Source organism: Frigoribacterium faeni (genome assembly GCF_007988805.1).
Lineage (GTDB): Bacteria > Actinomycetota > Actinomycetes > Actinomycetales > Microbacteriaceae > Frigoribacterium > Frigoribacterium faeni.
Map to the genome: position 1 here is coordinate 37,728 of NZ_BJUV01000019.1, position 26,989 is coordinate 64,716.

Below are 26,989 nucleotides of genomic sequence, written 5' to 3' on the forward strand. Positions count from 1 at the left end.
CGGTCGGCGAGGCGGATCCCACCGCCCGCACCGACGCCCCCACAGCACGAGGAGATCACCACCCCATGTTCCTGACCTACCTGTTCAGAGAGCTGAGCAACAGACGCAAGCAGACCGTGATCATCGCGATCGGCATGGCCCTCGCGATCGCGCTGGTCATCATCGTGAACGGAGCCGCGGCCGGCGTGCGGAACGCGCAGTCGTCGGTGCTCGACTCCGTCTACGGCGTCGGCACCGACGTGACGATCAGCCGGACCGCCGAGCCCGGCGCGGACGGCGGAGGGCCCGGGCAGCAGTTCTCCTTCGGCTCCGACGACGGCACCACCGACGACGGCAGCACCGAGGTCGCCCAGAGCACGCTCTCCGCCGCCCGCGGCACGGCGACGTTCGACGCGAGCGACCTGACCACGGCGCAGGGGGTCGACGGCGTCGCCGCCGCGACCGCGACGCTCAGCCTGCAGAACTCGAGCTTCTCCGGGACGCTGCCGGACTTCAGCCAGGGCGCAGGAGGCACGGGCACCGCACCGGGGTCCGGCACCGACGCGGAGTCGGGCACCCAGGCGGCGCCACCCACCGGCGGGGCCGACGGCGCGGGCGGCAGCTCGTTCGACGTCGACCAGTTCGCCGTGACCGGCATCGACGTGACCGCCGACGCCGTGGGACCGCTCACCAGCGTCACCCTCGCGGACGGCCGCACCTTCACCGCCGACGACGCCGGCACCGACGTCGTCGTGCTCGACCAGACCTACGCCACCGGCGCCGACCTCGCCGTGGGCGACACGCTGAGCGTGGGCGGCACCGACTTCCAGGTGATCGGCATCGTCGCCTCGACCTCGTCCGACGCGGCCACCGCCTCCGACACCTACATCCCCCTCGACACCGCCCAGACCCTCAGCGGCCTGACCGGCCAGATCAGCGACATCTACGTCACCGCGGCGAGCGCGAGCGACGTCGACGCCCTGAAGTCGGACCTCGAGACGGCGCTGCCCGACGCGACCGTCAGCACCCAGTCCGACCTCGCGTCGAGCGTATCGGGCTCGCTCACGACGGCGTCGAACCTGGTCTCCAACCTCGGCACCTGGCTGTCGATCACCGTCCTGGCGGCGGCGTTCCTGATCGCGATCCTCTTCACCGTGTCGGGGGTCAGCCGCCGCACGCGCGAGTTCGGCACGCTCAAGGCGATCGGCTGGAGCAACGCCCGCATCACCCGGCAGGTCGCGGGCGAGTCGCTCGTGCAGGGTCTGATCGGCGGCGTCGTCGGCGTCGCGGTCGGCCTCGTCGGCATCCTCGTGGTCAACCTGATCGCGCCGACGCTGTCGGCCGGCGCCGCCGCCGAGGCGGCCGGCCCGGGCGGGGGCATGCCCGGTGGCGCCGAGGGCGGCGCCCCGACCGGCGGCTTCGGTCAGCAGGTCGCGCAGACGACCAGCGACATCGCCCTGCACGTGCCGGTGACCCTCTCGATCATCCTGATCGCCGTCGGGCTCGCGATCGTCGGCGGCCTGCTCGCCGGCGCCGTGGGCGGCTGGCGCGCCTCGCGGCTGCGTCCGGCCGAGGCCCTGCGGAGCGTCGCATGACCGCCGTCGAGACCCAGCCCGCCGACCCGACCCACCCGACCCGCGCCTCCGGAGGCTCACGACCCATGTACACCCTGACCGACGTCACCAAGACGTACACGCAGAAGAAGCGCACCGTCACCGCCCTCTCGGGCGTCGACCTCGAGATCCCCGCGGGGCAGATGGTCGCGATCCAGGGGCCGACCGGCGGCGGCAAGTCGACGCTGCTGCAGATGCTCGGCGCCCTCGACCGCCCGACGAGCGGCACGGTCATGCTCGGCGACCAGGACCTCTCCAAGGCGGGCGACCACGCCCTGGCCGCGGCCCGCGGCAGCGAGATCGGCTTCGTGTTCCAGGGCTTCAACCTGATCCCGACCCTGACGGCCGCCGAGAACGTCGAGACGGCCTTCGCGGACGGATCGGTCCCCCGCGACGAACGGCGTCGTCGCTCGGCGGCGGCGCTGGCCTCGGTCGGACTTGCCGAGCGGGCCGAGCACCTGCCGGCCGAGCTGTCGGGCGGTCAGCAGCAGCGCGTCGCGATCGCCCGCGCCCTGGTCAAGGAGCCCTCGGTGCTGCTCGCCGACGAGCCGACGGGCTCGCTCGACGAGGCGACCCGCGACGAGATCATGGACCTGCTCGAAGGCGTCTGGCGGGATCGGGGGCTGACCCTCGTGATCGTGACGCACGACTCGGCCGTCGCCCGCCGCGCCCAGCGTCGCCTGCACCTCAAGGGCGGGCAGGTGCGCGACATCTGATCCGCGTCGGGCTCCCGGCCGGGACCCGCCGTCAGGCGAGCGGGTAGTCGGCGCAGGCGAACCGGGTCGAGTCGGGGGCCCAGCACGGCACGTTGATCGTGCCCTGACCGCCGAAGAGCGCCCGGACGTCGTGCGGCGTCGACCCCGGCACGGGCAGCCCGTCGTCGCCGAGCGGGAGGGTGCGCAGCACGACGTCACGGTTCTCGGGGTGGCCGAGCGTGCCGGGCTCGAACGACACGTAGAGCAGGGTGCGCCCGTCGGGCGAGACGTGCGGGAACCAGTTGACCCGCTCGTCGTCCGTGATCTGCACGGCGTCCGCACCGTCGAGGCGGGCGCGGAACAGCTGGGCGTGGCCGGCGACTCCCCCGGACGCGCGCTCCGAGTTGAACCAGAGCCACACGCCGTCGGGCGAGAACCCGGCGCCGTCGTCGGGGTGCTCGTCGTCGGTGACGGCTGCGGTGGCTCCGTCGGCCGTCGCGACCAGGGTGACGTTCGTGCGCCAGCCGGACCGCGCCTCCTCGGGATCGGCGACCGGGGCCGGCAGGGCGCCGACGATGACGCTGAGCGTGCTGCCGTCCGGCGAGACGCCGTGCAGGTAGTTCTTGTGGTTGCGACCCGCGGGGTGGTCGCGGGTGATGCGTCGGGCCGTGCGCCCGGCGTCGACCCCGCCCCACGGCACCTCGTACAGGTGCCCGTCGCGTGAGCTGACCACGACCGTCCGCTGATCGGGAGCGATGACGTGGTCGTTGTTGATCTCGGGGACGTCGCCCATCGGCACGGCCTCGAGAGCGGTCTCGTCGACGCCGCGCGCGTCGGAGGGCAGGCGCCACAGCAGGCCGTCGCCGTTGACGACCAGCCATCGGCCGTCGGGGCTCCAGTTCGGCGCCTCGACGAGCACGGTCCTGCTCTCGAAGACGATCTCGGTCGCCCCGGTCGCGGGGTCGACGATCAGCACGCGACAGCGCTGGCCGGGGAGAAGGGTGCGGGGCATGGGATCAGTACCGCGTCACTGGTTCGAGAAGGCGGAGTCGAAGGAGGCGCTCGGTCGCCGCCAGAGCAGCGAGCGGATGTGGGCCAGCGCCTCGGGTGCGCCGTGCAGGCGGTCCATGCCGGCGTCCTCCCACTCGATCGAGATGGGGCCGTCGTAGCCGATCGAGTCGAGGGCGCGGAACGCGTCCTCCCAGTTCATGTCGCCGTGCCCGGTCGAGACGAAGTCCCACCCGCGCCGCGGGTCGCCCCAGGGCAGGTGCGAGCCGAGCACGCCCGAGCGGCCGGTCGGCGGCTTGATCCGGGTGTCCTTGCAGTCGACGTGGTAGATCCGGTCGGCGAAGTCGGTGATGAACGACACCGTGTCGACCCCCTGCCAGAGCAGGTGCGACGGGTCCCAGTTGAAGCCGAACGCCGAGCGGTGCTCGATCGCCTCGAGGGCGCGCACGCTCGTCCAGTGGTCGTAGGCGATCTCGCTCGGGTGCACCTCGTGGGCGAAGCGCACGCCCTCGGCGTCGAACACGTCGAGGATCGGGTTCCAGCGGTCGGCGAAGTCCTGGTACCCGGCGTCGATCACGCTCGCCGGGACCGGGGGGAACATCGCGACGTAGGGCCAGATCTTCGAGCCGGTGAAGCCGACGACGGTGTCGACGCCCATCTTGCGGGCGACGCGGGCCGCCCTCTTCATGTCCTCCGCCGCGCGCCGACGCACCCCCTCGGGGTCGCCGTCGCCCCAGGTGGAGGGCCGGACGATCGCCTGATGGCGGAAGTCGATCGGGTCGTCGCAGACCGCCTGCCCGGTCAGGTGGTTCGAGATCGCCCAGACCTTCAGGCCGTGCCGGTCGAGCACCTCGAGACGCGACCGCAGGTAGGCGTCGTCCTGGTCGGCGCGCTCGAGGTCGAGGTGGTCGCCCGACGCCGCGATCTCGAGCCCGTCGTAGCCCCAGCCCGCGGCGAGCGCGGCGACCTCCTCGAACGGCAGGTCGGCCCACTGGCCGGTGAAGAGGGTGACGGGACGGGAGCTCTCGGTCATGGGGGTCCTTCTCGGTGCGCGGTGTCGGTGGGGTGCGTGCGGGTCGTTCAGGGCAGGTCGACCCAGGCTCGGGACTCGGCCGACGCCAGCACGGCCTCGGTGACCTGCGCGGCGCGGAGGCCGTCGGCGAAGGTCGGGAGACCCTCGGGCGCCGGACCCCGGACGGCGGCGTGGGCGTCGCGGACGAACCCCGCGAACGCGTCGACGTAGCCCATCGGGTGACCGGCGGGCACGGTGGAGAGGCGGGCCGCGTCGGGTGACAGCACCGCCGCGTCGCGCGCGACGAGCCGGCTGCCCGTGCGCCGGCCGACCCAGAGCGTCTCGGGCTCCTCCTGCGAGAACTCGAGGCTCTCGGCGGTGCCCGAGACGTCGAGGAGGAGGCGGTTCTTCCGCCCCGGGGCGACCTGCGACACGAAGAGGGTGCCGATCGCGCCTCGGCTCGTCTCGAACAGGACCGCGGCCTCGTCCTCCGTGTCGACGGCCGTCCCCCCGCGACTGTCGTGCACCCGGCTCGTGGTCGAGGTCAGCCGCGCCAGACGGTCGCCGACGACGAACTCGAGCAGGTCGACCAGGTGGCTGCCGATGTCGGCGAACGCCCGCGACGGGCCGCCCGCGGCGGCGTCGACCCGCCAGTCGACGTCGTCGCTGCCCAGCAGCCAGTCCTGCAGGTAGGTGCCCCGGATGCTGAGCACGCGTCCGACCCCGCCGCGGGCGATCCGGTGGCGCGCCTCGCGCACCAGGGGGTGGTAGCGGTAGACGAACGGCACCGCCCCGACGAGGCCCCGCTCGCGTGCGGCGTCGACGAGGGCGCGGGCGTCCGCCGCCGAGGTGGCCAACGGCTTCTCGCAGACGACGTGCTTGCCGGCGTCGAGGGCCGCGAGTGCCACGGGCGCGTGCGTCGCGTTCGGCGAGCAGACGTGCACCACGTCGACACGGGGGTCGCGCACGAGATCGTCGACGCTGTCGTGGGCGGTGTCGATCCCCAGCAGGGTCGCGGCCTCCGCCGCGCGGGAGGCGCTGGACGACGCGAGCGCCACCACACGGGCGCCGGCCGACCGAGCGGCGGCCGCGTGCACACGGGCCATGAAGCCCCCGCCCACGATGCCGATGCGCAACGGCTCGACCGGCACCGCGCCTCCCGCGGTCGCTTCGGCCACCCCGACCGCCGCGACCTCCCCCAGGTCGGTCACTTCACGGCCCCGGACGACAGCCCGGTGATCAAGTGTTTCTGCACGAGCATGAAGCCTATGAGCACCGGGAGCGAGACGACGACCGAGGCCGCCATCAGCTGGTTCCAGTAGACGTCCTGCTGCGAGGCGTAGGCCCGGAGACCGATCGACAGGGTGCGGGTGTCCTTGCTGGTCAGCACGGAGGCGAAGAGGACCTCGCCCCAGGCCGTGATGAACGCGTAGACGGCGACGGCGATGATGCCCGGCTTGGCGACCGGGATGACGACGCGGAACAGCGCGCCGAGGCGGCCGGTGCCGTCGATCATCGAGGCCTCCTCGAGCTCCTTGGGGATCGACGCGAAGTAGCCCGTCAGCATCCAGATGGAGAACGGCAGCGAGAACGTCATGTAGGTGATGATGAGCCCGAGGTAGCTGCCGGTCAGCTGCACCCCGACCGTGCGCTGGATCTGCACGAAGATGAGGAACAGCGGCAGCAGGAACAGGATGCCGGGGAACATCTGCGTCGAGAGCACGACCAGGCTGAAGCTCCGCTGCCCGCGGAACCGCATCCGGGCGAGGGCGTAGGCGGCCAGCACGGCCATCGCCACCGAGAGGATCGTGGCCGACACCGTCACGATGAGGCTGTTCTTGAAGTACGTGGCCAGCGGGACGGTCTGCCAGATCTGCAGGTACGGCTCGAGGGTCACGCGGGAGGGGATCCAGGTGAAGAGCCCCTGCACGTCGGCCAGCGGCTTGATCGACGTCGTGAGCACCACGTAGAGCGGCACGATCACGACGATCGACAGGAACGCCAGTCCGAAGAACCGGAAGATCTTGAAGCCGCGCGTCTCAATCATTGTCGTTCTGTCCCTTCGGGAGCACCATGCGGATGTAGAACGCCGACGCGATCAGCAGCACGACCAGGAGCATGACGCTCATCGCACCGCCCAGGCCGAAGTTCCAGTTGTTGAAGGACTGCTGGTAGATGAGCGGCGAGATCAGCGTCGCCTGCTCGGGCGACGCGGGCCCGAAGAGGACGTAGGGCACGTTGAACTGGTTGAAGATCCAGAGGCTCATGATCAGCAGCAGGACGGCGTTGGCCGGCTTCACCATGGGGAGCGTGATCTGGGTGAACTGCTTCCAGAGGCTCGCGCCGTCGAGGCTCGCCGCCTCGTAGACGTCGCCCGGGATGTTCTGCAGCGCGGCCAGCAGCATGAGGAACGCGAAGGGCCAGAACTGCCAGGCCGTGACGATGACGATGGCCCAGAACGAGTTGCCGCCCAGCAGCCAGAACGGGCGGTCCTGAAGGATGCCCAGGTCGTCGACCAGGAACCGGTTGATGGCCCCGTCGCGCTGGTTGAACATGAACGCCCACGCGATGGTGCCGACGTACGAGGGCAGCGCGTAGGGCACGAGGAACAGCGTGCGCAGCACGCCACGGCCCTTGAACGAGCTGGTGAGGAGGACCGCGCCGAGCATGCCCATGCTCCAGGCGATGGCGACGACGATCACCGTGAACAGGAGGGTGCGGCCCAGGGCCCCGTAGAGCTGACCCGCGATGGGCGAGCTCGGATCGAGAGCGGTGACGAAGTTCTGCAGACCGACGAAGGGGGCGTTGACCCAGTTCGCGATGCTGAGCTGGTTCAGGGTGATGAAGGCGATCCAGACGCCCAGCACCATCGGGATGATGTGGACGAGCAGCTCGGCCAGAGCGGCCGGGGTCACCAGGATGTAGGCGAGCGGCGAGCGGTGCTTCCTGCGCTTCGCGGGCTCGAGGGGAGCCTGCTGGTGCGGGTCGGGCGGGGTGTCCTTCTCGGAGGTGGCGGGGGGCAGCACGTTGACGGTCATGAGGGTCCTCTCGGGGCCTCGGCCGGGGCGGCCGGTCGCGTGGACCGGCCGCCCCGACCTGCGGCGGTGGGTCGGGTTACTGACCCGTGCTCATCTGGCTGTTCGCGTCCTCGAGCGCCGACTTCACGTCGGCCTCGCTGACGGAGCCGCCCTGGGCTGCGGTGGCGAGGAGTCCCTTGATGGCCGTGCCGACCAGGGTCTCCATCTGTCCCTCCGAGGGGAAGAGGGGCATCGGCTGAGCGTGGTCGGCGAGCGTGACCTGCTTCAGCTTGATCGTGTCCGACTGGAACGCCGGGTCGTCGTAGGCGCTGGTGACGACGGGCAGCGAGCTGAACGCCTGGTTGAGGTAGACCTGCTCGTCGTCGCTCGTGAGGTGCTTGACGAAGTCGATCGCCGCATCCTTGTTGTCCGAGTTGTCGAACACGCTGATGTTGATGCCGGCGACGTGGCTCTGCGTGCCGAGGAGGTCCGTCGCGTCGGCGGTCTCCATCGGCACCGGCGCCGCGGCGTAGTCGGTGAAGTCACGCGCGGCGAGGTTGGCGTCGGGCGCCTGGTCGAAGAACATCGCGGCCTGGCCGTCGGCGAAGGTCGCCGCCATGTCCGAGCCGTTGACGCTCTCGGCGTCGGAGGGCGAGACCACCTTGTCGACCGCCATCAGGTCGACCCACTCCTTGACGCCGGCGACGACGCCGTCGTTCGCGAAGTCGGGCTCGCCGCTGTCGTCGTAGAGCGCTCCGCCGTTCTGCAGCCCGCGGACGAACGCCTGGTGCGAGTTGTTCGAGATGCTCGACCCGGCCATGGTGACGCCCCACTGGTCGATGGTGCCGTCGCCGTCGGTGTCGATCGTCAGCTTCTTGGCGTCCTCGACGAACTCGTCCCAGGTGGCCGGCGGGTCGGTGATGCCGGCGGCCTCGAACATGGCCGTGTTGTAGTACAGCGAGTAGGCGAGCCCGTAGAGCGGGACCGACGTGGGCGCCTGTCCCTCGGCGCCGCCGGTGGCGAAGCTCGACTGGACGAAGCGGTCCTGTCCGCCGACGGCGTCGAGCGCGTCGCCCTCCCAGGGGACGAAGGCCCCGCTGGACTGCAGCGACACGGCCCAGGTGTTGCCGATGTTGAGCACGTCGGGGCCCTCGCCGCTCGAGACGGCGGTGAGGATCCGGTTGTAGAGATCGGACCACGGGATGACCTCGAGGTCGACCTTCACCCCGGTCTCCTCCGTGTAGCGGTCGATGGACTCCTGCAGGATCTCTGCGTCCTTCTCGACCGTGGGGGCCTGGTTGCTGGCCCAGTACGTGATCGTGTCGCTGTCGCCATCGCTGCCGGATGCCGAGCAGGCGGTCATCGACCCTGCGGCGACGACTCCGACGGCGAGTGCCGCGATCCAACGGAACTTCGTTCTCATGACTTCTCCTGGTGTCTCATCTTCGAGATTTCTCTTCTTCGAGCGGGGAGCGAGCTGGTGGTGCTGTGTGCGGTGCGGTGGTGCGGTGGTGCGGTGGTGCGGTGGTGCTTATCGGGGGTAGGGGAGGGTGTCGCGTCCGGGTGCCGACCTCGCCGTCGAGGACGGCACCCGTGACGGTGTCAGCCGAGGGTCGGGACGGACGGGTCCCAGTCCTCGGGCAGTTCGGGCGTGGGCTCCAGGGTCGAGTCGACGACGACGCCCTCGTGGCGGTCGGCGGACTCGGCGAGCGAGACCATGACGTCGAGCACGTGGAAGGCGAGTTCGCCGGGGACGCGCTCCCGACGGCCGCCGCGGATGGCCTGAGCCAGCTCGGCGACCCCCGTGCCGCGGGTGAACGTGGACCCGCTCGCGGCGACCACCGTGGGCTCGTCGGCGCCCGTGTGCACCACGGTGTCGCCCTCGAACTCGTTCGGGTCGGGGAACACCGCCGTGCCCGTCGTGCCGGCGATCTCGACGAAGCCGGCGCGGGCCAGCTTGGAGTCGAAGCTGAACACGGCCTGCGCGCTCGCCCCGCTCTCGAACTCGAGGAGGGCGCTGATGTGCGTGGGCACCTCGACGGGGAACTCGGTGCCCGCCTTCGGACCCGAGCCGATCACCCGGGTCTCGCGGGCCTTCGACGCCGTGGCCGTGACCTTGGCGACCGGCCCGAAGACCTGGACGAGCGTGGTCAGGTAGTACGGGCCGACGTCGAACATCGGGCCGGCGCCGTGGGCGAAGAGGAACTCCGGGCTCGGGTGCCACGACTCCGGGCCGGGCACCTGGAAGAGCGCCAGCCCGGTCAGGGGCGTGCCGATGTCGCCGCGACGCACGACCCGCAGGCCGGTCTGGAGGCCCGCGCCGAGGAACGTGTCGGGGGCCACGGCCACGCGCACGCCCGCCTCCTTGGCGGCGGCGAGCAGTCGGGCCCCGCTCTCGCGGTCGAGGGCGTAGGGCTTCTCGCCCCAGACGTTCTTCCCGGCGGCGACGGCCTTGAGGGCGACCTCGACGTGCGCCGCGGGGATCGTGAGGTTGACCACGATCTCGACGTCGTCGACCGCGAGCAGCTCGTCGACCGAGCCGCTGGCCGGCACGCCCCACTTCTCGGCCTGCGCGGCAGCGCGCGCCTCGTCGATGTCGGCGATGAACAGCACTCGCAGGTCGGGGAACCGCGTGAGGTTACCGAGGTACTGGTCGCTGATGACGCCGGCGCCGATGAGGCCCACGCCGACCGGGCCGGTCTTCGCCGCGCCGAGGGAAGAGGTCGAGGAGGCGGTGGTCGTGTCGGTCACGCGCGCACCCCCTCGAGGAACGCGAAGCTCTGCTCGAGCGCCGTGAAGACGTCTCCGACGTGGTCGTCGAGTTCGACGACGGCGAGCGCCTGCGGTGCGGCGCGCAGGATGTCGCGGACGGGCATGTCGCCCCGGCCCACGGCCACCTGCTCGGTGTCGTCCTTCGTCTTGGGGCCGTCCTTGACGTGCAGGAACTGCACGCGATCTCCCAGGCGGGCGAGGAGCTCGGCGGCGTCGACGCCGCCGACCTCCACCCAGTAGGTGTCGACCTCGAGCACCACGTCGGCGGGCAGCGCCGCCGCGAAGACCTCGAGCGCCGGGGTGCCGTCGATGAGGTTCTCGAGCTCGAAGGCGTGGTTGTGGTAGCCGACCGTGAGCCCGTGGGCCTTGGCCGCCTCGGCGACCCGGCCCAGCTCGGCCGCGACGGCCTCGACGTCCTCGCGGGTGATCCAGCGGGTCTCGTCGATGTGCGGGTCGATGACGGTGCCGACCCCGAGTCGCACGGCGGCCTCGAAGATCGGCTCGAGGTCCTGCCCCACGAGCTTGGCGTGCGCGCTCGGAGCGACGAGGCCGGCCGCGGGGAGCGCCTCGGCGTACTCGTCGACCCGCTCGACGAAGCCCCAGGGCTCGACCTGGGTGTAGCCGATGTCGGCGAGTCGTTGGAGGGTGCCGGGCAGATCGGCCGCGATGGCCCCTCTGACCGTGTAGAGCTGGACCGAGATCGGTGTGGTCACCTGGTGGACTCCTCTTCGAGTGGTGGTGGCAGCGGCGAACCACCCCCGTTCGGGAGTCGATCGCCGGTGATCGGAACTCACCATAGGACCGCTTCTGTCGACGCGCAAGCAAAAGTCGACACGAATCGACGACCTTGTCTCGATCGTCACCTGAGCCTGTGCTTTACTGCTCCCATGTCCGACACGACCCGGTCGTCCGCCCTCGGCAGCACCGGGGCCAGCGAGCTCTTCCAGCTGCTGCGCGACGGTCGCCCGCGGACCAGGGCCGAGCTGGCGACGATGACCGGCCTCGCCCGGTCGACGATCGGCCTGCGCCTCGACGCCCTCACCGAGCTGGGCCTCGTCGGCCCGTTCGCCGACGCCGTCTCGACGGGAGGTCGACCGCCCTCGCGGGTCGCGCTGATCCCCTCCGCCCGTGTCGTGCTGGGTGCGGACTTCGGCGCCGGCCACCTCAACCTCGCGCTCACCGACCTGATGGGCGACGAGCTCGTCAGCCGGCGCACCGAGATCGACATCGCCGACGGCCCCGAGGCCGGTCTCACCGCGATGGTGGCCACCGCCGACGCCCTGCTCTCGCATTACGGACGCAGTCGCGCCGACCTGATCGGCGTCGGCATCGGCCTGCCGGGCCCCGTGCAGTTCAGCACCGGCCGCCCGGTCAACCCGCCGATCATGCCCGGCTGGGACGGCTTCGACGTGCCCGGCTGGGTGAGACGCCACCTCGACGTGCCCGTCCTGGTCGACAACGACGTGAACATCATGGCCCTCGGCGAGCGGAGCCACTCCTTCCCGAACACCGACCACTTCCTCTTCGTCAAGGTCGCGACCGGCATCGGGTCGGGCATCATCTCGGGCGGCCGCCTGCAGCGCGGCGCCCAGGGCATCGCGGGCGACATCGGCCACGTGCAGATCCCCCGCGGCGCGGGGATCGCGTGCCACTGCGGCAACGTCGGCTGCCTCGAGGCCGTCGCCTCGGGGCCCGCCATCGCCCGCGCCCTGCGGGCGTCCGGCCACGACGTCGCCGGCGGCCGCGAGGTCATCGAGCTCGTGCGCCGCGGCGACATCGACGCCATCCAGGCCGTGAGACAGGCGGGCCGCGACCTCGGCGAGGTGCTCACCGCCTGCGTGAACGTCATCAACCCCTCGGTCATCGCCATCGGGGGCTCGATGGCCCAGGCCGGCGAGCACCTGATCGCGGGCGTCCGCGAGATCGTCTACACCCGGTCGATGCCGCTCGCCACCGAGCATCTCAGCATCGTCCAGTCGCGCTCGGGCGACCGGGCCGCGATGATCGGGGCCAGCATGCTCGCGATCCACCACGCCCTCTCCCCCGCCGCGATCGACGAGCTCGCGGCCGCGGTCTGACCCGCAGGCGGCGACACGGCACCGCGGACGGGTCGACCACGCGCTCCGCACGAGGGACAATGGAGGCATGACCGTCGTCCAGCCCATGCTCTCGCTGTGGGACGACGACGAGACCGTCACCGCGCCTCCTCGACCCGTGCCTCGGGCCGCCCACGAAGACCGGGTGCTCGCCGACTCGTCCGACCGCATCGCCTGGCTGCGGGCCCGCAGCCAGGGCATCACGGCCACCGACGTGGCCCGTCTGTCGAGCCCGCGGGCGGTACAGGCGGTCGTCCTCGACAAGCTCTACGGCAACGGGTTCGGCGGCAACGCGTACACCGATCACGGGCGCGCCCGCGAGCCGGAGATCGCCCGCTGGGTGCTCGACGAGCACGGCATCGCCCCCAGCTCGCGTCTCTTCCACGCCGCTCAGCAGCGCCGTCACCTCGCCACCCCCGACGGCGTCGTGGTCCGCGACGACGGCCGCGTCGAGCTCTGCGAGATCAAGACGACGAAGAAGGCCTGGTCGAGCATCCCCCGCACCTACCTGCGCCAGGTCTTCTGGCAGCAGTACGTGCTCGGCGCCGAGCGCACCCTCGTCGTGTGGGAGCAGCACCTCGACTTCGTGCCCGTCGACGACGTCCCCCTGTGCCGATGGGTCGATCGCGACGACGACGAGATCCACCGACTCGTCGACCTCGCCGATCGCGTGCTCGACACCCTCGCCCGGCAGGCTCCCGTCGACCCCTTCGCACCCGGACGGCGGGCCTACGTGCCGCCGCCCTACGACCCGCTGCACTGACTCCGCCGCGGGCCACGGGGGTCGTCCGCCCCCTCCCGACCTCGACGCGGAGCCCGCTCCGGGCCGCCGGCGCGATAGTTTGCGCGCCAGTGACACCGACGAAACACGACCGACTCACGTCCGCTCTTTACTGGTGGCGACCACGCGCCTGCTCTGCACCGCGCACCACCAGTCCAGGGGAGAGCGATGACGCCGACGACGATGCACGCCATGGTGATCGAGGAGGTCGGCGGACCCGACCGTCTCGTCGCCAGGGACGTCCCCCGGCCGCAGCGCGTCGGCAGCGAGGTGCTGGTCAAGGTCACGGCAGCGGGCGTCAACCGGTGCGACGTGGAGGCGCGCGAGGGCAGGGCGGACGGCGCCGCCCTCGCCACGTTCCCAGCCGTGCTCGGACACGACTTCAGCGGCGTCGTGGTCGAGACGCCGTACGCGGCGCATCCGCTCCGTCCGGGCGACGCCGTCTACGGCATGGGGACGTTCCCGCGGGGCGGCGGCAGCTACGCCGAGTACATCAGCGTGCCGTCGATGTCGGTGGCGCGGAAGCCCGCGTCGCTGTCGCACGTCGAGGCGGCCGGCGTTCCGCTCGCCGCGCTCACGGCATGGGGCATGGTGGTCGAGGTGGCCAAGGCGCACGAGGGTCAGCGCATGCTGATCCAGGCCGGCGCCGGCGGGGTGGGGCACTTCGCCGTCCAGTTCGCCTCCTACTTCGGCGCGCACGTCGTCGCGACCGGGTCGCAGCGGAACTCCGGCTGGCTGCGGGAGCTCGGTGCCGCCGAGGTCGTCGACTACTCGTCGGCCGAGTTCGATCGGACGACGCGCGACGTCGACGTCGTGCTCAACCTCCTCGACGACGACGAGGTGGCGACCCGCTCGCTGGCCGTCCTGCGGCCCGGCGGGCTGATGGTGCAGGCACCGTCCTCGAACCGGGAGGCGCTGGTCGGCCGGGCGGCGGACGCAGGACTGCGGGCGACCGGCTTCGCCGTGACTCCTGACGCGGCGACGCTCGCCGTCATCGGCCGCCTGCTCGACTCAGGCGACGTCCACGTGTACGTCGACGACGTCTACGACCTCGCCGACGCGGCTGACGCCCAGCGACGGCTGGAGCAGGGCCACACCCGGGGCAAGCTCGTCCTCCGGGTCGCCGACGAATGAGCCCGCACCGCTAGAGGGCGCACTCGTAGACGAGGTCGTCGTGGGTGCGACCGCCGACGACGAATCGACGCGTCCCCACCTGCTCGAAACCGTGCTTCGCGTAGAAGGCCTGGGCCCGGCCGTTCTCGGCGTTCACGCCGAGCCAGACCGACTCGGCCCCGCCCGTGCTCACGACCTCGAGGGTGGCCGTCATGAGACGCCCGCCGACGCCGCTGCCGTGCACGTCGGGCATGAGATAGAACTTGCTCAGCTCCGCCGTCGGACGGGCCTCGACGGCGCGCGCGACGTCACCGTCGGTCGGCTCGCCCTCGACCAGCATGGAGTAGCCGACGAGGTCGAGGGAGTCCTCGTCGACGGCCACGAGCACCGTGCGGCGGGCGTCGGCGATGTACTCGGAGAGACGATCCTGGCTCAGGTTCTCGACCACGAACCGCGCGATCTCGACGAGGGTCGTCCCGGGAGGGCAGGCGAGCGGGAAGGTCACGGCGGCCACGTGGGCGAGCGCGCGGGCGTCGGAGGGGACGGCGAGGCGGATGGAGACGGTCACCCGCCCATCGTGCCGCACCCGGCCGCACTCGGCTCGCGCAGCCGCTCGGCAGCCCTGCTCTCCTGCCGCCGGATCGTGGCCGCCCTCGCCCCTCCCGCACGCCGGCGACTCCACACCCCTGCCGCACACACCCCACGACACCCCGGCGACCAACGGCCGCGGGCGCACGAGTGCGGAGTTACCGAACCGGCGCGCACAGGTGCGGAGTCGGCAACCGGGCGTCGGCAACTCCACACCCCTGCCGCACACACCCCACGACACGCCTGCGACGAACGGCCGCGGACGCAGGAGTGCGGAGTTACCGACCGGGCGCGCACAGGTGCTGAATTACCGGCCGGGGGCACGGGTGCGGAGTCGGCGACCGGGCGTCGGCAACTCCACACCCCTGCCGCACACACCCCACGACACGCCTGCGACGAACGGCCGCGGGCGCGGGAGTGCGGAGTTGCCGACCGGGCGCGCACAGGTGCGGAGTTAGCGACCGCGCGCACGGGTGCGGAGTTGGGGCGACCAGGCGTCGGCAACTCCGCACGCCTGCCGCACGCACCCCGCGAAACGCCTGCGACGGACGGCTGCGGGCGCAAGAGTGCGGAGTTACCGACCGGGGGCGCAGAGGAGGGGTGCGGAGTTACCGACCAGGCGCGCACGGGGGCGGTACTACCGACCGGGCGCGCACGGGTGCGGTACTACCAAGCGGGCGTCGGCAACTCCACACTCCTGCCGCAGACACCCCGCGACACGCGTGCGACGAACGGCCGCGGGCGCAGGGCGCAGGAGTTGCCGACAGCGTGGAGGGCCGACGAGTCCGTAGACGGCACCCGGCACACAGGGCACGGCAGACGGCGTCCCGGCTCGGGTGGGACCGCACCCGTGTGGGGTGGACGGGGCCCCACGGCGGGGACGACGAAGGCCGCCCCGCTGGAGAGCGGGACGGCCTGTCGTGACGATCGTGTGATCGAGACCGGAGCCTAGAAGACGTTGATGTCGAGGGGGATGCCGGGACCGAAGGTGGTCGAGAGCGTGCCCTTGGTGATGTAACGGCCCTTCGAGGAGGACGGCTTGAGGCGGACGACCTCGTCGAGCGCGGCGTCGAGGTTGGTGTTCAGCTGCTCTTCCGAGAAGCCGGCCTTGCCGATGACGAAGTGCACGTTGCTGTGCTTGTCGACACGGAACTCGATCTTTCCGCCCTTGATGTCGTTGACGGCCTGCGCGACGTTGGGGGTCACGGTGCCGGTCTTCGGGTTGGGCATGAGGCCACGGGGGCCGAGGACCTTACCCAGACGACCGACCTTGCCCATGAGCTCGGGGGTCGAGACGGCGGAGTCGAACGACGTGTAGCCGCCGGCGACCTTCTCGATGAGCTCGTCGCCACCGACCTCGTCGGCGCCGGCCGCGATGGCGGCCTCGGCCGCGGCACCCGTCGCGAAGACGATGACGCGAGCGGTCTTGCCGGTGCCGTGGGGCAGGATGACCGTGCCACGGACCATCTGGTCGGCCTTGCGGGGGTCGACGCCGAGCTTCAGCGCGACCTCGACGGTCGAGTCGAACTTCTTGGAGCCGGTCTCACGGGCGACGGCGACGGCCTCGCTGGTGCTGTAGAACTTGCCTGCCTCGATCTTCTCGGCAGCGGCGCGGTACGCCTTGGACTTCTGAGCCATGTGGAAATCTCCTGATTTCGAGAGTGCGGTAACGAGCCTGGCCGGCTCTCCCACGGATGTCTGTTCGGTGCTGCGACGGCCGTGCGGCCGACGCGGCGGGTGCCGTGACGGCGGGTGACTACGCGTCGACCGTGATGCCCATGGAGCGGGCGGTGCCGGCGATGATCTTCGCCGCGGCGTCGATGTCGTTGGCGTTGAGGTCGGCCTGCTTGGTGGTGGCGATCTCGCGGACCTGGTCCATGGTGAGCTTGCCGACCTTGTCGGTGTGCGGGGTCGACGAGCCCTTGGCGACGCCGGCGGCCTTCTTGATGAGCTCCGCGGCGGGCGGGGTCTTGAGGACGAACGTGAACGAACGGTCTTCGTAGACGGTGATCTCGACGGGGACGACGTTGCCGCGCTGCGACTCGGTCGCGGCGTTGTAGGCCTTGCAGAACTCCATGATGTTCACGCCGTGCTGACCCAGGGCCGGGCCGATGGGCGGGGCGGGGTTCGCGGCGCCGGCGTTGATCTGAAGCTTGATCAGACCCGTGACCTTCTTTTTCGGTGCCATTCTTCTTTTCCTTCTTGTGGGTGTCGAGCCGGTCGCGGTCGCGATCGGCTCTCCCGGTGGTCCGCGGACGGACTCCGGTGATCTATAAGTATGTGGGCTAGAGCTTGGTGACCTGATCGAAGCTGAGCTCGACCGGGGTCTCGCGCTCGAACAGCGAGACGAGCACCGTGAGCTTGCCGCTCTCGGGCTTGATCTCGTTGATCGTACCGGGAAGACCCGCGAACGAGCCCTCCTTGATCGTGATCGTCTCGCCGATCTCGAAGTCCACCTCGGCGGGGATGACGCGCTGGGCCTGCTTTCCGCCCTTCGCACCGCCCTTGGCGGGAGCCGGCGTGGTGTCGACCTGGACGAGGCTCTTCAGCATGTTGAAGGCCTCCTCGAAGCGCAGGGGCGTGGGGTTGTGCGCGTTGCCCACGAAGCCGGTGACACCGGGGGTGTGGCGGACGACCGACCAGCTGTCTTCGTTGAGGTCGATGCGGACGAGCACGTAGCCGGGGATCCGCACGCGGGTGACCAGCTTGCGCTGCCCGTTCTTGATCTCGACGACGTCCTCCATCGGGACCTCGACCTGGTAGATGTAGTCCTCCATGGTCATCGAGACCATGCGGTTCTCGATGTTCTGCTTGACGCGACGCTCGAAGCCCGCGTAGCTGTGGATGACGTACCACTTGCCGGGCTTGCCGCGCAGTTCGTAGCGGAAGGCCTCGTAGGGGTCGACCTCGACCGGCTCGGCGTCGTCGTCGGTCGCGACGTCGTCGCTGTCGAGGACGTCGTCGCCGAAGGCGGCCTGCGCGTCGGCGTCCTGGACGGACTGCTCGGCCTCGGCGATGACGGCGTCCGCCCCGAGAGCGTCGCCCTCGGCGGCGAGGGCCTCGCCCTCGCTGTCGGCCTCGTCGTCGGTCGCCTCGACGGCGGCCTCCGCCTCGGCGGCGTCATCGATGTCGAGAGCGTCGTCGACGATGGCGTCGGCCTCAGGGTCGCGGGCCTCGGCCAGCGAGTCGAGCAGACCGTCGAGGTCGCCGGTGTCGTCGGAGCCGGACTCGCCCTCGTCGACGACGTGCACGGCCTCGCTCTCGGCGGACTCGACGGCGTCCTCGTCGGCGGCAAGCGTGCCGCCCTCCTGGGCCTCTTCGACCTCGGAGGACTGCTCAGCAGCGGTGGCGAGATCGATGTCGTCGCGCTCGTTGTCAGGCAAAGGGTTCTACTTCCGTTCGTGGGGGTTGGATCGGCCGACCATCGGGAGGCGGCGAATCTCGTGTGGCGTCGGGACGACGCCGGACTCAGCTGCCGGTGGGGCCGTTGCCGAAGACGTAGCCGACCACGATGCCGAACACCGTGTCGAGGCCGCTCACCAGAGCCATCATGATGACGACGAAGACGAGGACGACGCCCGTGTAGCTGAACAGCTCTTTGCGCGTCGGGGTGACGACCTTCTTGAGCTCGTTGATCACCTGGCGGATGAACAGCGCGATCCGGGCGAAGGGACCACGACGTGTCGCGCTGTCCTTCTTCGCCTTGTCGACGACGTCCTCACTGGGAACGTCAACGTCTTTTCTCGCCACTGTGGGTACCTTCCGAGCTCGGCCCGAGGGCCTGTGTCCGTGATCCGGGCCGCCGCGCTGAGTCTCTGGTGGACCAGTCGCGACGCCCCGGCCGGGCTGCAGGGCGGACAGGACTCGAACCTGCAACCTGCGGTTTTGGAGACCGCTGCTCTACCAATTGAGCCACCGCCCTTCGGCGTCGACACCAAGCTCGACCCCGTTCGCGAAGAGCGGGACACGACACCGTGAGGCGCGCAAAAGCTTGGCAATCGTCGACCGCCTGGACCAGTGTAGGCGACGCCGCGGGGGCGTGTAAAGCCGGGCCGACACCGGCGGGTCGGCGGCGGCGGCGTCCCCCGCACGGCCGACCGCGACGACGTCGCGGTCGTCTCCTGTCACGGGAACCGTGCCGCGGCTAGGCTGACGCCGTGACCACGCCAGCCCGCCGTCTCTCGTCCCGCATCTCGTCCATCGCCGAGTCCGCTACCCTCAAGGTCGACGCGAAAGCGAAGTCCCTGGTGGCCGCCGGCCGCCCGATCATCAGCTACGGCCCGGGCGAGCCGAACTTCGCCACCCCCGAGCACATCGTCGAGGCCGCGGTGGTCGCGGCCCGCGATCCGCGCAACCACCGCTACTCGGCGGCGGCCGGTCTGCCCGAGCTGCGCGAGGCCATCGTGGAGAAGACCCTCCGCGACAGCGGCACGAGCGTCACCACCTCGCAGGTGATCGTGACCAACGGCGGCAAGCAGGCGGTCTACCAGGCGTTCCAGGCCCTGCTCGACGACGGCGACGAGGTCCTGCTGCCCGCTCCGTACTGGACCACCTACCCCGAGGCCATCTCGCTGGCCGGCGGCGTCACGGTCGAGGTGTTCGCCGGGGCCGACCAGGGCTACAGGGTCACCGTCGACCAGCTCGAGTCCGCCCGGACCGACGAGACCAAGGTGCTGCTCTTCTGCTCGCCCTCGAACCCCACGGGCGCGGTCTACTCTCCCGCCGAGGTCGAGGCGATCGGCCGCTGGGCCCTCGAGCACGGGGTCTGGGTCGTCACGGACGAGATCTACCAGAACCTCACCTACGACGGCGTGGTCGCGACGTCGATCACCCAGGCCGTCCCCGAGCTCGCCGACCAGACCATCCTCGTGAACGGCGTCGCGAAGACCTACGCCATGACCGGATGGCGCGTCGGCTGGATGATCGGCCCGGCCGACGTCATCTCCGGCGCGGCGAACCTCCAGTCGCACCTGACCTCGAACGTCTCGAACGTGTCGCAGCGCGCCGCCCTGGCCGCGCTGACCGGCCCCCAGGACGACGTCGAGGCCATGCGGGTCGCATTCGACGCCCGTCGCACGACCATCGTCCGAGAGCTGAACGCGATCGACGGCGTCGTCACTCCGACCCCCGAGGGCGCCTTCTACGTCTACCCCGACGTGCGCGGGCTGCTGAACCGCGAGTGGGGCGGCGTCACCCCGACCACCTCTCTGGAGCTCGCCGACCTCATCCTCGAGCAGGCCGACGTCGCCACGGTGCCGGGTGAGGCCTTCGGCCCGAGCGGCTACCTCCGCCTGTCGTACGCCCTCGGCGACGACGAGCTCCTCGAGGGCGTCCGTCGCCTGCAGCGTCTCTTCGCCTGACGATCCGGCCGAACTCCCCCGAGCCCGGGTCCACCGATCGGTGGACCCGGGCTCGACCGGTCGGGCCTGGTGCGGGCGGCCTCGGCGACGCAGGCTGGTGCCATGACATCAGAGCCCGTCGTGCGAGTGCACGACCTCACCAAGTCCTACGGCGCGGCCACGGCCCTGCACGGCCTCTCGTTCGAGGTCGCCGCCGGCGAGACGCTGGGCCTCCTCGGGCCGAACGGAGCCGGCAAGTCGACCACGATCGAGATCCTCGAGGGCTACCGCGACCGTTCGGGCGGCGAGGTCTCGGTGCTCGGCGTCGACCCGCAGCACGGCGGCCTCGACTGGAAGGCCCGCCTCGGCATCGTCCTGCAGACCTCGGGCGAGCAGGGGACGGCCACCGTCCGTGAGCAGATCGCGCACTTCGCGGGGTTCTATCCCCGTCCGCGCGACGTCGACGAGGTGATCGCCGCCGTCGGTCTCGAGTCGAAGGCGGGTGCACGGATCCGCTCGCTGTCCGGCGGTCAGCGACGTCGGGTCGACGTCGCGTTGGGCGTGGTCGGCAACCCCGAGCTGCTGTTCCTCGACGAGCCGACCACCGGGTTCGACCCCGAGGCGCGCCGGCGGTTCTGGCAGCTGATCCGCTCGCTGTCGGAGGACGGCACGAGCATCGTCCTGACCACGCACTACCTCGACGAGGCCGCGCACCTGAGCGACCGGGTCGCCGTGGTGGCCCAGGGCCGACTCGTCGCCCAGGGCCCGCCCGACGAGCTCGGTGACGAGGAGGCGCGGACGCCTCGGGTCGTGTGGACCGACTCGGAGGGCCCGCACGAGGTCCGCACGACGGAACCGGGCGCGCTCGTCGCCCGCCTGCACGCCGAGGGAGGCGAGCCCCGCTCGCTCGAGGTCATCCGCCCGTCGCTCGAGGACGTCTACCTCGACCTCGTCGCGGCAGCCGCACGGGCCACGGACGCCGAGCGGGACGCGACCGGCGGCGACGACCGGCACCGCGCCTCCTCGGCGGGGGTGCTCTCGTGAGGGCGCTGGCGCTCGGCGTCAGCCGCACCCGGTACGAGGTGCGCGGGTACTTCCGCGCCGGCGACACCGTGTTCTTCACGTTCCTGTTCCCCGTCGTGATGCTGGCCATCTTCTCCACCGCGTTCAGTGCGTCGGGGTCGTTCGGCACCCGTCCCGACGGCACGGAGGTCGGAGCGGCCGCCTTCTACCTGCCCGGCATGATCGCGGCCGGCATCCTCCTCTCGGGCGTGCAGAACCTCGCCGTCGACATCGCGCTCGAGCGGGGCGACGGCACCCTCAAACGGCTCGCCGGCACTCCCCTCCCGGTGACGTCGTACTTCATCGGCAAGCTCGGCCAGGTGCTGGTCACCAGCCTGCTGCAGGTGGCCCTGCTCGTCCTGGTGGCCCGCGTCGCCTTCGGCGTGCCCCTGCCGACCGACGCCGGCTCCTGGCTCACCTTCGCCTGGGTCTACCTCCTCGGCATCGCCACCTCGGCCCTGGTCGGCATCGCCCTGTCGCGGGTGCCCCGCAGCGGCAAGAGCGCGACGGCCGTGATCGTTCCGATCACCCTCGTGCTGCAGTTCGTCTCGGGCGTCTACCTGCCCTTCACCCAGCTGCCCGACTGGCTGCAGTCCTTCGCGTCGGTGTTCCCTCTCAAGTGGCTGGCGCAGGGAATGCGCAGCGTGTTCCTGCCCGAGACCTTCGCCGCGGCCGAGGCGGGCGGCTCGTGGGACCTCCCCGGGGTCGCGCTGTGGCTCGTGGTGTGGCTCGTCGCGGGTGCCGTCGCCTCGGTGCTGACGTTCCGCTGGATCCGCAAGGACGCGTGACCGTGACGACCCGGCGGGACCGCGGCGGCGCGCTAACGTGACGCAGATGGACGACGAGCGAGCACGGGCCGGGGCCGAGCGGGAGAGCCGCTCCCGCACCGCGATCTCGATGCGCTGGTGGGACGCCGGCCTCGCCGTGACGCTGATCGTGATGGTCGTCCTCGCGGTCACGTCGTCGAGCGCCCGGATGCCCGCCTCGCTCGTCGCGGTCGGCCTGATCCTCGCCGCGTGGTTCGGCCTGGCCCGCCCGGTGATCCGTCGCGACGACGGTCTGCTCTCGACCTCGTCGGTGGCCGCGGTGGCCGCCCTCGTCGTGGTCGGCGGGGTCGCCGTCGGTGCGACGCCGGAGCTCGCGGTCGTGCAGGCGTTCCTGATGCCCGCGCTGTGGACGATCCTGCCGACGACCCGATCCGCCATCGTCGCCAACGTCGCCCTCTGCCTGGCCATCTCGCTCGGTTTCGTCGTCGGTCTCGGCTGGTCGGCCGAGGCCGTGACGACGGCGGTCACGAGCGAGGCGCTCTCGCTCGTCTTCAGCATCGCCCTCGGACTCTGGATCACGGGCATCGCCCGGATCGGCGCCGAGCGCGGTCGTCTGCTCGACGACCTGCGCGACGCCCAGGCCGAGCTCGCGGCGCGGAACCGCGACATCGGCACGAGCGCCGAGCGCGAGCGGCTGGCCCGCGAGATCCACGACACCATCGCGCAGAGCCTCACCGGCGTCGTCATGCTGACCCAGCAGACGCGCAGCACCCTGGCGGCCGGCGACGTCCAGGGCGCCCTCGACCGCCTCGACGTCATCGAGTCGGCCGGGCGGGAGGCGCTGACCGACGCCCGCACGCTCGTCGCGGCCACCGCCTCCTCGGGTCTCTCCGGACACGACGCGGCGGCCGCCCTCCGCCGGCTGGGCGAGCGCTTCGAGCGCGAGAGCGGCATCGTCGTGACCGTGGCGGCCGACGAGGTCGAGCTGCCCCGCGACCTGCAGGTGGTGCTGATCCGATGCGCCCAGGAGGCGCTGGCCAACGTCCGCAAGCACAGCGCGTCCGTCTCGGCGCACGTCGCGCTGTCGGCCCACGGGGACTCGGCGCTGCTGACCGTCGCCGACGCCGGGACGGGGTTCGATCCGACGGTCCCCTCGACGGGCTTCGGCCTCGACGGCCTCCGCGAGCGTCTCGCCCTCTCCGGCGGCCGCCTCGACGTCTCGTCGGACGGCTCGGGCACGCTCGTCGCCGCCCGGCTGCCCCTGTCTCCGGCGGTGGCCGCATGACCGCGGACGGATCGCCCGTGCGGACCGCGCCCCACCGCACACTCGTGGCCGACGACCACCCGATCGTGCGTCAGGGCATCGCCGCGCTCCTCGCCACGACCGGGGACTTCGTCGTGGTCGGGCAGGCGCGCGACGGTCTCGAGGCCGTCGAGCTGGCCGCCTCGCTCGAACCCGACCTGATCGTGATGGACCTGCGCATGCCGGGACTCGACGGGGTCGCCGCGACCGAGGCCGTGCTCGCCCGCCGACCCGCCACCCGGATCGTCGTCCTGACCACGTACGAATCCGACGACAGCATCCTGGGAGCGATCGCCGCCGGAGCGAGCGGCTACCTGCTGAAGGCCTCGCCCGAGGACGAGCTCCTCGCCGGGCTCCGAGCCGTGGTGGCCGGTCAGGTCGCGCTCGCGCCGTCCATGGCCGTGCGCCTGGTGGGTCGGGCGCAGGCCGAGGCCGGACCGGCCCGGCCGTCGAGTCCGCTGAGTCCGCGCGAGACCGAGGTGCTGGCGCTCGTGGCCGAAGGCTGCTCGAACCCCGAGATCGGCCGCCGGCTGTTCGTCGGCGAGGCGACGGTCAAGACGCACCTGCTCCACGTGTTCGAGAAGCTCGGCGTGAACGACCGGACCCGTGCCGTCACCCTCGCGCTCGAGCGCGGGTACCTGCCGTCCGGTCGACGGGGTTAGAGCGCGAGACCGAGCAGGACCGGCTCGGGCTGCAGCACGACTCCGAACTCGGCGGCGACGCGCTGCTGCACGTAGCGCGCCAGCTCGGCCACGTCGTCGCCGGTCGCCGACCCGCGATTGGTGATGGCGAGGGTGTGCTTGGACGAGATCGCGGCGCCCGATCCCGGGAGGCGGAACCCCTTGCCGATGCCGGCGTGCTCGATCAGCCACGCCGCGCTCAGCTTGACCGAACCGGCCCGCGGGGGCGGCGGCGGCGCGGGTTCGTCGCCCAGGGGCACCACCCGGGCCTCGGCCTCGGGCTCGAGCGGCCAGCGCGGGGCGTCGGCGGGGAGCTCGGCCGCCGCGGAACGCGAGACGATCGGGTTGGTGAAGAACGAGCCGCTGGACGCGGTGTCGCGGTCGTCGGGGTCGAGCACCATGCCCTTGGCCGCGCGGAGGGCGAGGACGCTCGATCGCACGTCGGCGACCGAGACCCTGGCGCCGAGGTCGACCCCGAGGGCCCGTGCGAGCTGCGGGTACGCGACCTGCTCGCTCATGCGGTCGAGGTCGGAGAGGGCGAACTCGACCGCCGTGACGACGCCGCGGCGCCCCTTCTTGAAGACGCTCGTGCGGTAGCCCAGCGCGAGGTTGGCGGCGGGGATGCGGACGAAGTCGCCCGTGTCGTCGTCGAGGAAGTCGACCGCGACGAGGGTCGACGAGACCTCCTGGCCGTAGGCGCCGATGTTCTGGATCGGCGAGGCGCCCGTCGAGCCGGGGATGCCGCTGAGGGCCTCGAGCCCCGACCAGCCCTGCTCGACGGTGTACGCCACGAGGGCGTCCCACGGCTCGCCGGCCGCGACGCGGAGATGGACGAGCCCGTCGTCGGACGCGATGCGCTCGACCCCTCGCGTCGCCACCCGGATGACGGTGCCGTCGAAGGGCTCGTCGGAGGCGACGGTGTTCGACCCCCCGCCGAGGACGAACCAGGGCTCTCCCGTCGTCCAGGCCTCGCGCACGGCGGAGAGGAGCTCATCGGTGGTCGTGGCCTCGACGTAGCGGGCGGGTTCGCCGCCCACCTGCATGGTGGTGAGGCCCGCGAGAGTGGTCACGCCAGCGTCACCACGACCTGGGCCTTGCCCAGGACCGTCTGCCCGCCGAACAGGACGGTCAGGTCGACACGCGCCGTCGACGCCGCCTCGTCCAGGCGCGCGATGGTCGCGGTGATCGAGATCTCGGCGCCGTCGACCGGGTGGACGACCACCGGGCGGGTGAACCGCACCTGGTAGTCGGAGATCCAGCCGAGCACGCCGGCGTCGTCGCCCGCTCCGTCGAGCCACTCGACCACGGGCTGCACCGCGGTGCCCATCGTCAGCATGCCGTGGGCGAGGACCCCGGGGAGACCGACGGACTCCGCCACGTCGTCGCGGTAGTGGATCGGGTTGAAGTCGCCCGAGGCGCCGGCGTACCGCACGAGGGAGTCGCGGGTGAGCGGGTAGGTCTTCTCGGCCACGACCTGGCCCACGGCGAGCGCGGTCATGCGGCGCCCCCGACCTCGTCGGCCCGGACGACGAGCGTCGACACGGCCGTCACGACGTGTCGGCCGTCCGCGTCGAGCATCTCGGAGGACGCCGTGACCATGCTGTTGCCGCCGAGCGTCTTGACGCCGGTGACGGTGAGCGTGGCCGTCAGCTCGTCGCCGGCCTCGATCGGCCGGGACAGCGTGAAGCGCTGCTCGCCGTGGACGACGCGCGAGAAGTCGATGCCCGCGTCGGGCTCGGCCAGCAGCTGCGCGAGCGTGGCCTCCTGGACGACGACCGCGAAGGTCGGCGGCGCGACGACGTCGCGGTGACCCGCCGCACGGGCGGCCTCGACGTCGAGCGAGAGCGGGCTGGTCGAGCCCGTCGCCCGCGCGAACTCGCGCACTTTCTCTCGGCCCACCAGGTACGGCGGCGCCGGCGGGAAGACCCGCCCTTGCAAATCGGGGTTCACAGACACGGCGTCGAGTCTAGCGAGCGGGGTACGACGCTGTGCCGGGTGTCGGTGGCACGGCGTACGGTCACGGCATGAGCGACTCGAACATCGATCCCGACATCACCCCCGTCGACCCGGCCGCCGCCGAAGGCGCCACCGACACGTCCGAGGCGTCCCCCTCGGCCCCGAGCGGCGAGACCCTGGGCGGCGAACGCCCCGACGCCTCCAACACCGCCTCGAAGGACCCGGAGGAATGGGTCACCGGCGACGAGCCGATCACCGGCCCGCAGAAGAGCTACCTCGACACCCTCGCGCGCGAGGCCGGAGAGGAGCTGCCCGCCGACATGACCAAGGCCGAGGCGAGCGAGCACATCGACCGCCTGCAGCAGAAGACCGGCCGCGGCGCCTGACCCGCCCGCTCGGACCCTTCCCTCGACGACCCCTCGGCCGTACACTTCAGGCACGTCTGGGATGGTAACTCGACGTGGGCGTCCGTCACCCGGTCTGGAGCTGGTTCTGATCCACTCGTTCCCACGACCGACGGCCGCCGAGGGGCGTGTCCGGTCCTCCCCAGGCCCGGACACGCTCCACTCCTTCGGCCGTCGTCCACCGAGGCTCGTCGGAGCCCGTCCATGAGCGGCGTCGTCGCGGTGATGCGTTCCTCGCATCCCGGCCCGACCCTCACCGTCACCGTCCTCGCCGTCGTCCTCGGCCTCGCGGTCGGGCTCGACGGATCACGACTGGTCGTCGTCGCGATCGCCGTTCTCGCCGGACAACTCGCGATCGGCTGGTCGAACGACCTGATCGACGCCGACCGCGATCGGCGCGTCGGACGTCGCGACAAGCCCATCGCGCAGGGCGCCGTCCGCGTCCCTGTCGTCCGCGCCCTCGTCGTGATCGCGGGGGTGGTGGGTGTCATCCTCCCCTTCACGCTGAGCCTGGCCGCGGGGCTGGCTCACCTTGCTCTCGTCGCGTCGGGCCTCGCCTACAACGCCGGCCTGAAGAGCACGCCCGCATCGGTCGTGCCCTTCGTCGTCGCGTTCGGGGCGCTGCCCGCCGTCGTGACGCTCTCGACGGCGCCTCCGTCCGGTCCCGCCCCGTGGGCGATCGGAGTCGGCGCCGTCTTCGGCATCGCGATCCACTTCACGAACGTGCTCCCCGATCTGGCCGACGACGCCCGGACGGGCGTGGTCGGCCTGCCGCACCGGCTCGGTCGCGCCCGAGCGGGGCTC

Annotated in this window: 27 protein-coding genes, 1 tRNA gene and 1 pseudogene; 12 read left to right on the forward strand and 17 right to left on the reverse strand. The window is 71.6% G+C overall.

Annotation, left to right across the window (positions count from 1 at the left end):
- Nucleotides 1-65: 65 nt before the first annotated feature.
- Together FFA01_RS10245 and FFA01_RS10250 are read left to right on the forward strand one after the other, a co-directional pair.
- The gene (locus FFA01_RS10245) at nucleotides 66-1,574 is read left to right on the forward strand and encodes an ABC transporter permease (protein ID WP_146855739.1); all 1,509 of its coding nucleotides are present in this window, start codon (nucleotides 66-68) and stop codon (nucleotides 1,572-1,574) included.
- A 65-nt stretch (nucleotides 1,575-1,639) separates the two neighbouring features.
- Nucleotides 1,640-2,308, forward strand: coding sequence for an ABC transporter ATP-binding protein (locus FFA01_RS10250; RefSeq protein WP_146855798.1), 669 nt, complete (start codon nucleotides 1,640-1,642; stop codon nucleotides 2,306-2,308).
- Between the two features lie 31 nt (nucleotides 2,309-2,339).
- On the opposite strand, the gene FFA01_RS10255 is transcribed toward FFA01_RS10250, so the two are convergent.
- From FFA01_RS10255 to FFA01_RS10290, 8 genes are all read right to left on the reverse strand, one after another.
- Nucleotides 2,340-3,299 carry a TolB family protein gene (locus FFA01_RS10255; RefSeq protein ID WP_146855741.1) on the reverse strand — a complete coding sequence of 320 codons (960 nt, stop codon included), beginning with the start codon at nucleotides 3,297-3,299 and terminating at the stop codon, nucleotides 2,340-2,342.
- A gap of 15 nt (nucleotides 3,300-3,314) precedes the next feature.
- Complete coding sequence (locus FFA01_RS10260) at nucleotides 3,315-4,328, reverse strand: sugar phosphate isomerase/epimerase family protein (RefSeq protein ID WP_146855743.1); 1,014 nt, start codon at nucleotides 4,326-4,328, stop codon at nucleotides 3,315-3,317.
- A gap of 47 nt (nucleotides 4,329-4,375) precedes the next feature.
- The gene (locus FFA01_RS10265) at nucleotides 4,376-5,518 is read right to left on the reverse strand and encodes a Gfo/Idh/MocA family protein (protein WP_244289796.1); all 1,143 of its coding nucleotides are present in this window, start codon (nucleotides 5,516-5,518) and stop codon (nucleotides 4,376-4,378) included.
- A complete protein-coding gene (locus FFA01_RS10270) occupies nucleotides 5,515-6,354 on the reverse strand; it encodes a carbohydrate ABC transporter permease (protein ID WP_146855745.1) in 840 nt (279 codons plus the stop codon). The genes FFA01_RS10265 and FFA01_RS10270 overlap by 4 nt, the downstream gene beginning before the upstream one ends.
- Nucleotides 6,347-7,345, reverse strand: coding sequence for a carbohydrate ABC transporter permease (locus FFA01_RS10275; protein ID WP_146855747.1), 999 nt, complete (start codon nucleotides 7,343-7,345; stop codon nucleotides 6,347-6,349). The genes FFA01_RS10270 and FFA01_RS10275 overlap by 8 nt, the downstream gene beginning before the upstream one ends.
- A 76-nt stretch (nucleotides 7,346-7,421) precedes the next feature.
- On the reverse strand, nucleotides 7,422-8,747 hold the full coding sequence (locus FFA01_RS10280) for an extracellular solute-binding protein (protein WP_146855749.1): 1,326 nt from the start codon (nucleotides 8,745-8,747) through the stop codon (nucleotides 7,422-7,424).
- Nucleotides 8,748-8,926: 179 nt separating this feature from the next.
- A complete protein-coding gene (locus FFA01_RS10285) occupies nucleotides 8,927-10,075 on the reverse strand; it encodes a Gfo/Idh/MocA family protein (RefSeq protein WP_146855751.1) in 1,149 nt (382 codons plus the stop codon).
- Nucleotides 10,072-10,809, reverse strand: a complete 738-nt coding sequence (locus FFA01_RS10290; RefSeq protein WP_244289797.1) for a sugar phosphate isomerase/epimerase family protein — start codon at nucleotides 10,807-10,809, stop codon at nucleotides 10,072-10,074. Before FFA01_RS10290 ends, FFA01_RS10285 begins: the two co-directional genes overlap by 4 nt.
- 174 nt (nucleotides 10,810-10,983) lie before the next feature.
- Here FFA01_RS10290 and FFA01_RS10295 point away from each other — a divergent pair, with 174 nt between their 5' ends.
- The 3 genes from FFA01_RS10295 to FFA01_RS10305 all read left to right on the forward strand — a co-directional run bounded on the left by FFA01_RS10295 (nucleotide 10,984) and on the right by FFA01_RS10305 (nucleotide 14,107).
- On the forward strand, nucleotides 10,984-12,174 hold the full coding sequence (locus FFA01_RS10295; RefSeq protein WP_146855755.1) for an ROK family transcriptional regulator: 1,191 nt from the start codon (nucleotides 10,984-10,986) through the stop codon (nucleotides 12,172-12,174).
- 67 nt (nucleotides 12,175-12,241) lie between these two features.
- Nucleotides 12,242-12,955 (forward strand): YqaJ viral recombinase family protein, encoded by a 714-nt coding sequence (locus FFA01_RS10300; protein WP_244289798.1) that lies wholly within the window; start codon nucleotides 12,242-12,244, stop codon nucleotides 12,953-12,955.
- A gap of 186 nt (nucleotides 12,956-13,141) precedes the next feature.
- Nucleotides 13,142-14,107, forward strand: coding sequence for an NADP-dependent oxidoreductase (locus tag FFA01_RS10305; protein ID WP_244289799.1), 966 nt, complete (start codon nucleotides 13,142-13,144; stop codon nucleotides 14,105-14,107).
- A 10-nt stretch (nucleotides 14,108-14,117) separates the two neighbouring features.
- On the opposite strand, the gene FFA01_RS10310 is transcribed toward FFA01_RS10305, so the two are convergent.
- The 6 genes from FFA01_RS10310 to FFA01_RS10335 all read right to left on the reverse strand — a co-directional run bounded on the left by FFA01_RS10310 (nucleotide 14,118) and on the right by FFA01_RS10335 (nucleotide 18,596).
- On the reverse strand, nucleotides 14,118-14,654 hold the full coding sequence (locus tag FFA01_RS10310) for a GNAT family N-acetyltransferase (protein ID WP_146855757.1): 537 nt from the start codon (nucleotides 14,652-14,654) through the stop codon (nucleotides 14,118-14,120).
- A 968-nt stretch (nucleotides 14,655-15,622) separates the two neighbouring features.
- Nucleotides 15,623-16,312, reverse strand: a complete 690-nt coding sequence (gene rplA, locus FFA01_RS10315) for a 50S ribosomal protein L1 (RefSeq protein WP_146855759.1) — start codon at nucleotides 16,310-16,312, stop codon at nucleotides 15,623-15,625.
- Between the two features lie 118 nt (nucleotides 16,313-16,430).
- Nucleotides 16,431-16,862 (reverse strand): 50S ribosomal protein L11, encoded by a 432-nt coding sequence (gene rplK, locus FFA01_RS10320; RefSeq protein WP_123546698.1) that lies wholly within the window; start codon nucleotides 16,860-16,862, stop codon nucleotides 16,431-16,433.
- Nucleotides 16,863-16,959: 97 nt separating this feature from the next.
- Nucleotides 16,960-18,057, reverse strand: coding sequence for a transcription termination/antitermination protein NusG (gene nusG / locus FFA01_RS10325; protein ID WP_146855761.1), 1,098 nt, complete (start codon nucleotides 18,055-18,057; stop codon nucleotides 16,960-16,962).
- Nucleotides 18,058-18,142: 85 nt separating this feature from the next.
- Entirely contained in the window at nucleotides 18,143-18,424 is a 282-nt protein-coding gene (secE, locus tag FFA01_RS10330) for a preprotein translocase subunit SecE (RefSeq protein ID WP_146855763.1), read from the reverse strand.
- Between the two features lie 99 nt (nucleotides 18,425-18,523).
- Nucleotides 18,524-18,596 (reverse strand) — tRNA-Trp (locus FFA01_RS10335).
- 235 nt (nucleotides 18,597-18,831) lie between these two features.
- On the opposite strand from FFA01_RS10335, the gene FFA01_RS10340 reads away from it, so the two are divergent.
- From FFA01_RS10340 to FFA01_RS10360, 5 genes and pseudogenes are all read left to right on the forward strand, one after another.
- On the forward strand, nucleotides 18,832-20,034 hold the full coding sequence (locus tag FFA01_RS10340) for a pyridoxal phosphate-dependent aminotransferase (RefSeq protein WP_146855765.1): 1,203 nt from the start codon (nucleotides 18,832-18,834) through the stop codon (nucleotides 20,032-20,034).
- Between the two features lie 102 nt (nucleotides 20,035-20,136).
- A pseudogene (locus FFA01_RS16480) lies at nucleotides 20,137-20,694 on the forward strand (ABC transporter ATP-binding protein); the annotation flags it as partial.
- A gap of 359 nt (nucleotides 20,695-21,053) precedes the next feature.
- Nucleotides 21,054-21,863, forward strand: a complete 810-nt coding sequence (locus FFA01_RS10350; protein ID WP_146855770.1) for an ABC transporter permease — start codon at nucleotides 21,054-21,056, stop codon at nucleotides 21,861-21,863.
- 46 nt (nucleotides 21,864-21,909) lie between these two features.
- Nucleotides 21,910-23,127, forward strand: a complete 1,218-nt coding sequence (locus FFA01_RS10355) for a sensor histidine kinase (protein WP_146855772.1) — start codon at nucleotides 21,910-21,912, stop codon at nucleotides 23,125-23,127.
- Nucleotides 23,124-23,807: a response regulator gene (locus FFA01_RS10360; protein ID WP_146855774.1), complete on the forward strand. Its 684-nt coding sequence runs from the start codon at nucleotides 23,124-23,126 to the stop codon at nucleotides 23,805-23,807. The genes FFA01_RS10355 and FFA01_RS10360 overlap by 4 nt, the downstream gene beginning before the upstream one ends.
- Here the strand turns inward: FFA01_RS10360 and FFA01_RS10365 are convergent.
- Genes FFA01_RS10365 through FFA01_RS10375 form a run of 3 tightly spaced genes read right to left on the reverse strand, consistent with a single transcriptional unit; the run spans nucleotide 23,804 to nucleotide 25,781 of the window.
- Nucleotides 23,804-24,895, reverse strand: coding sequence for a UDP-N-acetylmuramate dehydrogenase (locus FFA01_RS10365; protein WP_280178073.1), 1,092 nt, complete (start codon nucleotides 24,893-24,895; stop codon nucleotides 23,804-23,806). The genes FFA01_RS10360 and FFA01_RS10365 overlap by 4 nt on opposite strands.
- Nucleotides 24,892-25,323: a MaoC/PaaZ C-terminal domain-containing protein gene (locus FFA01_RS10370; protein WP_146855776.1), complete on the reverse strand. Its 432-nt coding sequence runs from the start codon at nucleotides 25,321-25,323 to the stop codon at nucleotides 24,892-24,894. Before FFA01_RS10370 ends, FFA01_RS10365 begins: the two co-directional genes overlap by 4 nt.
- Nucleotides 25,320-25,781 carry a MaoC family dehydratase N-terminal domain-containing protein gene (locus FFA01_RS10375; RefSeq protein ID WP_146855778.1) on the reverse strand — a complete coding sequence of 154 codons (462 nt, stop codon included), beginning with the start codon at nucleotides 25,779-25,781 and terminating at the stop codon, nucleotides 25,320-25,322. Before FFA01_RS10375 ends, FFA01_RS10370 begins: the two co-directional genes overlap by 4 nt.
- Before the next feature lie 176 nt (nucleotides 25,782-25,957).
- Between FFA01_RS10375 and FFA01_RS10380 the strand changes: the two genes are divergently transcribed.
- Complete coding sequence (locus FFA01_RS10380; RefSeq protein ID WP_244289800.1) at nucleotides 25,958-26,167, forward strand: DUF3072 domain-containing protein; 210 nt, start codon at nucleotides 25,958-25,960, stop codon at nucleotides 26,165-26,167.
- A 222-nt stretch (nucleotides 26,168-26,389) separates the two neighbouring features.
- Nucleotides 26,390-26,989 (forward strand): UbiA family prenyltransferase (locus tag FFA01_RS10385; RefSeq protein WP_146855782.1); only part of this gene is annotated, 600 nt, incomplete at its 3' end.

What these genes read in the sequence shown, in the direction of transcription:
- FFA01_RS10370 (WP_146855776.1), bottom strand. Translation starts at nt 25,323, where the DNA reads ATGACCGCGCTCGCCGTGGGCCAGGTCGTGGCCGAGAAGACCTACCCG.
- FFA01_RS10295 (WP_146855755.1), top strand. Translation starts at nt 10,984, where the DNA reads ATGTCCGACACGACCCGGTCGTCCGCCCTCGGCAGCACCGGGGCCAGC.
- FFA01_RS10300 (WP_244289798.1), top strand. Translation starts at nt 12,242, where the DNA reads ATGACCGTCGTCCAGCCCATGCTCTCGCTGTGGGACGACGACGAGACC.
- rplK (WP_123546698.1), bottom strand. Translation starts at nt 16,862, where the DNA reads ATGGCACCGAAAAAGAAGGTCACGGGTCTGATCAAGCTTCAGATCAAC.
- FFA01_RS10250 (WP_146855798.1), top strand. Translation starts at nt 1,640, where the DNA reads ATGTACACCCTGACCGACGTCACCAAGACGTACACGCAGAAGAAGCGC.
- FFA01_RS10305 (WP_244289799.1), top strand. Translation starts at nt 13,142, where the DNA reads ATGACGCCGACGACGATGCACGCCATGGTGATCGAGGAGGTCGGCGGA.
- FFA01_RS10255 (WP_146855741.1), bottom strand. Translation starts at nt 3,299, where the DNA reads ATGCCCCGCACCCTTCTCCCCGGCCAGCGCTGTCGCGTGCTGATCGTC.
- FFA01_RS10280 (WP_146855749.1), bottom strand. Translation starts at nt 8,747, where the DNA reads ATGAGAACGAAGTTCCGTTGGATCGCGGCACTCGCCGTCGGAGTCGTC.
- FFA01_RS10270 (WP_146855745.1), bottom strand. Translation starts at nt 6,354, where the DNA reads ATGATTGAGACGCGCGGCTTCAAGATCTTCCGGTTCTTCGGACTGGCG.
- rplA (WP_146855759.1), bottom strand. Translation starts at nt 16,312, where the DNA reads ATGGCTCAGAAGTCCAAGGCGTACCGCGCCGCTGCCGAGAAGATCGAG.
- FFA01_RS10355 (WP_146855772.1), top strand. Translation starts at nt 21,910, where the DNA reads ATGGACGACGAGCGAGCACGGGCCGGGGCCGAGCGGGAGAGCCGCTCC.
- FFA01_RS10275 (WP_146855747.1), bottom strand. Translation starts at nt 7,345, where the DNA reads ATGACCGTCAACGTGCTGCCCCCCGCCACCTCCGAGAAGGACACCCCG.
- FFA01_RS10260 (WP_146855743.1), bottom strand. Translation starts at nt 4,328, where the DNA reads ATGACCGAGAGCTCCCGTCCCGTCACCCTCTTCACCGGCCAGTGGGCC.
- FFA01_RS10360 (WP_146855774.1), top strand. Translation starts at nt 23,124, where the DNA reads ATGACCGCGGACGGATCGCCCGTGCGGACCGCGCCCCACCGCACACTC.
- FFA01_RS10245 (WP_146855739.1), top strand. Translation starts at nt 66, where the DNA reads ATGTTCCTGACCTACCTGTTCAGAGAGCTGAGCAACAGACGCAAGCAG.